At 42.9% G+C, this 5,597-nt stretch carries 5 protein-coding genes; 2 read left to right on the top strand and 3 right to left on the bottom strand.

Annotated features, from left to right (window positions below; all coding sequences use genetic code 11):
• Nucleotides 1-241 precede the first annotated feature (241 nt).
• From PLH26_RS12470 to PLH26_RS12460, 3 genes are all read right to left on the bottom strand, one after another.
• Entirely contained in the window at nucleotides 242-1,024 is a 783-nt protein-coding gene (locus PLH26_RS12470; protein ID WP_324586353.1) for a class I SAM-dependent methyltransferase, read from the bottom strand.
• A 238-nt stretch (nucleotides 1,025-1,262) separates the two neighbouring features.
• Complete coding sequence (locus PLH26_RS12465; protein WP_324586352.1) at nucleotides 1,263-1,574, bottom strand: hypothetical protein; 312 nt, start codon at nucleotides 1,572-1,574, stop codon at nucleotides 1,263-1,265.
• 179 nt (nucleotides 1,575-1,753) lie between these two features.
• Nucleotides 1,754-4,135, bottom strand: a complete 2,382-nt coding sequence (locus PLH26_RS12460; protein WP_324586351.1) for an alpha-ketoacid dehydrogenase subunit alpha/beta — start codon at nucleotides 4,133-4,135, stop codon at nucleotides 1,754-1,756.
• Nucleotides 4,136-4,357: 222 nt separating this feature from the next.
• Between PLH26_RS12460 and efp the strand changes: the two genes are divergently transcribed.
• Nucleotides 4,358-4,924, top strand: a complete 567-nt coding sequence (gene efp / locus PLH26_RS12455; protein WP_324586350.1) for an elongation factor P — start codon at nucleotides 4,358-4,360, stop codon at nucleotides 4,922-4,924.
• 83 nt (nucleotides 4,925-5,007) lie between these two features.
• Nucleotides 5,008-5,475, top strand: coding sequence for an acetyl-CoA carboxylase biotin carboxyl carrier protein (gene accB, locus PLH26_RS12450; protein ID WP_324586349.1), 468 nt, complete (start codon nucleotides 5,008-5,010; stop codon nucleotides 5,473-5,475).
• Nucleotides 5,476-5,597 lie beyond the last annotated feature (122 nt).

The following is a 5,597-nucleotide window of genomic DNA, read 5'->3' as shown; positions in this document are numbered from 1 at the left end:
CATGGGCGCATAGGAACATAGAACACAATAGGAGACGAAGAATATCCTATGTGTACCTATCTGCCCTATGATACTATGTGTCTAAATAATAATAACTGAACACATAGGCACATAGGAACATAGAATACAATAGGGAACAAAGAATATCCTATGTGTACCTATCTGTCCTATGATACTATGTGTCTAAATAATAATAACTAAATACATAAGCACAACAGGAACACAGAACCGCAGGAACAAACTATTCCTTTTCTGCAATAAAAAACAGGTCGAAGCAAGTATCATCCGCCTCCCGGATACTATAATCTTCATGGGTAATTCCGGTAACCAGTTCTTTATTACTATTCAATAGCTTCTTCCTGTTCAGCCTGTTCAGGATATCGTAAGGTATTTGAAGAAGCTGTCGCGGCAGCCGGTACTGAAGATCAAAAATATCAAACCGGGTTATTCTTTTAACCGAAGCTTTGTTTTTAGCGTAATAATCCATTATGCTCCTGTTTCCAAAAACACCCATTTTCTCTACTTTTTTAAAATGAGATAATAATAATTTCTCCAGTTCCGGTATGGTATATTCCCTGACATGCCAGGGATTACGGGTGAGCGACATCTTCTTGTTTGGCGTGGTAACGATCAATTTTCCACCCTTTTTTAACACCCGGTTGATCTCCTTTAGAAATAATCCATCGCTTTGTATATGTTCTATTACCTGAAAACTGATAACAAAATCGAAGTTGTTGGAAGGGATGCCCTGTAACGGCGGCACATTCATTTGAATAAACTTCACGTTGCCCTTGCCTGTTTTTTGCTTGTTGTTGATATCAGCCGGGTATTTATCAATGGTAACAAACGCCTCCGCATGCGGAGCTATAATTTCAACGCCATAGCCACTTCCTGTACCAATTTCCAGTACCCTGCCCGATATATGCTTTGCCGTTTCCAGGTAAGCGAGCAGGGAGCGCTGGTATACATAATTATCGGAATGATCGTTTTGGGACACCCTTTCGGCTGTTTGAAAAATTCTCATACGCTTGTTGTGCTATGCTTTATTTATGAACCCGTTACCGTTATTCTTACCGCAATAAAACTGATATTGCGAAGATAAGCCGCCTCAGCTAATTCAACAGCCAATAGGCAATGGCGAAACGGCTCAATTCAGAATGCCCGGTGTTTGCACCGGTTGTGCGCAATAAATGGAATGGGTACTTCCGCCCGAATAAGCATGATAATTTATATAATATCATCGCGGGCTAATTGCCGGGCTGTTAAACCGGCTCTTTCCTCACTTTGCTTAATATTTTCTGATACCTTTTTTCATTCCTTGCGCGAACCGTAACCGCAGTAATAAATCCAAGTATAAATCCGGTAATAACAATCAAAACGATCTTATTGTTGTCCTCGGCTATGGGTATGATACTGATGCCACCCATGAACATCAATAAAAAAAAGGAAATAAAAATGATGACCAGTCCCCAGCTGAAAGTATACAAAAGGTAGTAACTTATTTTTGACCCCTCTCTTTGTTCCCTCCACGATTCTGTGAAACGAATATCTGTTTTAGTCACCGCTTTACCCACAATGAAGTCAGTTTATGATTTGAAATTTGAAATTTGAAATGCCAGGTATCAGCAGTCAGGTACCAGGTATCAGGTAAAAGCTACTAATAACGGGCTTGGTGCTCCTTTTTCACTCATACCTCATACCTCATGCCTGATACCTCATACCTGTAACCTGTAACCCCTGCAACCCGTGCCTCTCATTCACGCATCATCTCCTTTACAGTCCTTATAAAATCCTCTACATTTGGCTTACTGAAATAATCACCATCGGTTCCATATGCCGGCCGGTGCGCCTGCGCGGTAATGGTTCTTGGAGCTACATCCAACCAACGGTATCCTTCCTGCTTTTCCATAACAATATTGAACATATAGGCAGCGGCTCCTCCCGGTAGATCTTCATCCGCAAAAATTATGCGGCTGGTTTTTTTAAGAGAACCGAGGATGGCATGATTGATATCGAAAGGCAAAAGGGTCTGCACGTCAATAACTTCGCAATGTATCCCCATTTGATCAAGCAGTGTTGCCGCTTCAAACGCTATGCGCAGGGTAGCACCATAAGAAACGATTGTAAGATCATCTCCTTCTTTTATTATTTCAGGAACACCCAACGCTACCCTGTATTCTAACAGATTGGATGGTAACCTTTCTTTAAGCCTGTAAGCATTAAGGCATTCGATCATTATTGCAGGATCATTCACTTCCAGTAAAGTGTTATACATACCCGCAGCCTGTACCATATTGCGCGGCACACACACATGAAACCCGCGAAGCGCATTAATGAGCATGCCCATCGGGGAGCCGCTATGCCAGATCCCTTCGAGGCGATGCCCTCTTGTGCGTACAATAACAGGACAGCTCTGCCTTCCTTTTGTGCGATAATGTAAAGAAGCTGCATCATCGCTCAACGGCTGCAGCCCGTACAACATATAATCAACATATTGTATTTCTGCAATAGGCCGTAAGCCTCTCATAGCCAAACCTATGCCCTGCCCCATTATCGTGAGCTCACGAATGCCTGTGTCAAATATTCTTTTGTCGCCGTGTTTCTGCTGCAATCCTGCAAAACCCTGGTTAACGTCGCCGATCAATCCCAGATCTTCCCCAAATGCCAATACCCTGGGATTATGCGCGAACAATTCATCAAAATACCGGTTCAGTATCTGGTAACCGTTAAGAACAGGAGCGTTTTCACTGAACTGTAAATACGTGGGCTGAACATGCTGTAAGCTCTTTGTGCCTTCATTATACAAATGCGAATGATATAATGCACCCTGTTCGGCCAGCAGCCTGCTGTAGTAATGTTGCACAGCGCCATCATTACTAAAATGAACGCCGGAGGCCAGCGCTTTTAAAATATCCCTGCGGTCGGGCTCCCGGTTCGCCTGCAAATTTTTAACAGCAAGCTGAATACGCCCCGTGTTATCCTTTCCTTCACTTACAATTTGCTGCAACAGCCCAACGGTTTTGGCTACCATTGCTCTAATGGGCGATATATATTTATTCCAGGCAACCTGGCGGCTCGCTTTTACTGTTGATTTTGCTTTGATCTCAATTGCGTTCAATTCCTCTTCTTCAGCCAGCGCGTTGGCAATGATCCATTCTTTCATTTTTTTTATGCAATCCCATTCCCTCTCCCATTCCAGTCGCTCCTGGGTTTTATAGCGCTCATGGCTTCCCGAAGTAGAATGACCCTGAGGCTGCGTTACTTCCTGCACATGAAAAATAGCCGGAATGTGGGTTTCACGTACCTTTTGAATGCCCTGCTCAAAAATTTCGCAAAGGCCCGAATAATCCCAGCATTTTACTTTATAAATATCAATCCCCGTTGTATCATTTTTCTTCTGAAATCCCTTTAAAGCATCTGAGATAGAACCCTTAACGATCTGGTTTTCCGAAGGAACAGAAATACCATAGCCATCATCCCATATAAAAATAGCCAACGGAACCTCCAGCACCGCAGCGGCATTAACCGTTTCCCAAAAATGACCTTCAGAAGTAGAAGCATCGCCGATAGTACAAAAGCACACTTCATTACCATTGTCAGACAGGCTGGTGAACTTGCGCAATACATCAATTTCCCTAAATACTTTTGAAGCAAAGGCCAGTCCCAATGCCCTGGGCATCTGTCCTGCAGTGGGCGCCATGCCACTGGTTATATTTTTATGATTAACCAGGTCAATGAATTCGCCGTTTTTATCTGTAAAAGCTGAAGCAAAATGTGCATTCATCTGCCTCCCCGCACTATGAGGCTCATCATTTTCGTCGGGGTTGGCATACAACTGCGAAAAAAATTCTTCTATAGTAGCTGTTTCGGTAGCAAAAGCAATGGTTTGATCGCGGTAATACCCGGCATAAAAATCTCCCGGCTGAAAAAATTTAGATAATGCTATCTGCGGCACTTCCTTGCCATCGCCGAAGATGCCGAATTTAGCTTTTCCTGTCAGCACTTCTTTACGACCCAGCAAACTGGTCTCCCTGCTTTCGCAGGCAAGGCGGTAATCGTTGAGCACTTCTTCACGAAAGCGATCAAACGAAAGTTTTTGTTCTGACAAAATATCGTTGGGAATGATGTGCTCCATAAGCGCAAAAATACCCGAAAATTATTTAAATGGCCTTCGTTGTCAGAATTTAATGAGCAGCGCGATTCTTCTGTTGCCGGGATGGATTTTTTCTGCAAAAAACGGGCTATTGGAGTTTCCGGCACAATTTAAAAGAAGACATTAAAACTGATGTACATTTGGGATATTTACCATGAAATATAATTTCAGCTTATCTTTGCGCCACTTTTTAAAAAAACAGGTATGGCAAATACAGCAGATATCAGCAGAGGGATGATCCTCAAATTAGACGGTAGCTTGTATAGCGTAGTAGAATTTGGCGAAAATAAAACCGCCAGGGCTGCTGCTAAGGTATGGGCCAAACTTAAAGGCATCGAAAACAACCGCAGCATCGAAAAGACCTGGAACTCAGGTGATAGCATTTACCCTGTACGGGTAGAAAGAAAAAGCTACCAGTATTTGTATAAAGATGATGCGGGGTATAATTTTATGGATAATGAAACCTTTGAGCAGATCATCGTACAGGAACCGCTCATAGACGCGCCGCAATTTTTGAAAGAGGCGCAGGAAGTTTCCGTACTGATCAATACCGAAACCGATTCACCCATGAGTGTGGAATTGCCGGATAAAATTGTTGTGCAGGTTACTTACAGCGAGCCCGGCATCAGAGGCGATACGGCCACCCGTACACTAAAGGCCGCCACTATTGAAACCGGAGCCACTGTAATGGTGCCTCTCTTTGTAGATGAGGGAGAGCTCATCAGGATCAATACCAAAACGGGAGAATACGTAGAAAGAGTTAAAAGCTGATTTTTGGGTATATTTACCCTGAATTCCTATCTTAGCCGCCGGTTTCCAATCAATTGACGGTTAAATAAATTAAACTCACCCACATGGATTTTAAGCAAATTCAGGAGTTGATAAAGATTATCAACAAATCGAATATTGGAGAAATTAGCGTAGAGGATAAGGATTTCAAAATTACTATAAGACAGAAAGAAGAGCACATTACCCAGGTCGTATCTCCGCCGTCTTCCCAGCCGTCCTTCAACCCGCCGCCTCAGGCAACCGGCCCGGCGCATGAAAAGGCAAAACCCCAGGTTGAACCCAAAGCGGATAATCTTCTCACCATCAAGAGCCCTATGATCGGTACTTTTTATCGCCGCGCATCACCCGATAAACCTTTATTTGTTGAAGTAGGCGATGAAGTAACACCCGGAAAAGTGGTTTGTATCATTGAGGCCATGAAGCTCTTTAATGAAATTGAAAGCGAAGTGAGCGGCAAAATAGTAAAGATACTGGCAGAGGATGCCAGCCCGGTAGAATATGATCAGCCGCTGTTCCTGGTGGAACCCAATTAATTTGAAAATTTGAAAATGTGTGAATGTGAAGATGGCGTACCTTATTTTTAACAGGTAAAAATTAATTTTCAAATTTTCAAATTCCCGAATTTTCAAATTGAATACATGTTCAAAAAAATACT

Origin of the sequence: Agriterribacter sp. (genome assembly GCF_035444585.1) — a bacterium.
In the GTDB taxonomy this organism is placed as follows: Bacteria; Bacteroidota; Bacteroidia; order Chitinophagales; family Chitinophagaceae; genus Agriterribacter.
Note: the sequence above shows the minus strand (reverse complement) of the source record. Positions and strands in the feature narration are given on the sequence as shown.

Excerpts from the sequence above, each read along its gene's own strand:
- accB (WP_324586349.1), top strand. The coding sequence starts at position 5,008 with ATGGATTTTAAGCAAATTCAGGAGTTGATAAAGATTATCAACAAATCG.
- PLH26_RS12460 (WP_324586351.1), bottom strand. The coding sequence starts at position 4,135 with ATGGAGCACATCATTCCCAACGATATTTTGTCAGAACAAAAACTTTCG.
- efp (WP_324586350.1), top strand. The coding sequence starts at position 4,358 with ATGGCAAATACAGCAGATATCAGCAGAGGGATGATCCTCAAATTAGAC.
- PLH26_RS12470 (WP_324586353.1), bottom strand. The coding sequence starts at position 1,024 with ATGAGAATTTTTCAAACAGCCGAAAGGGTGTCCCAAAACGATCATTCC.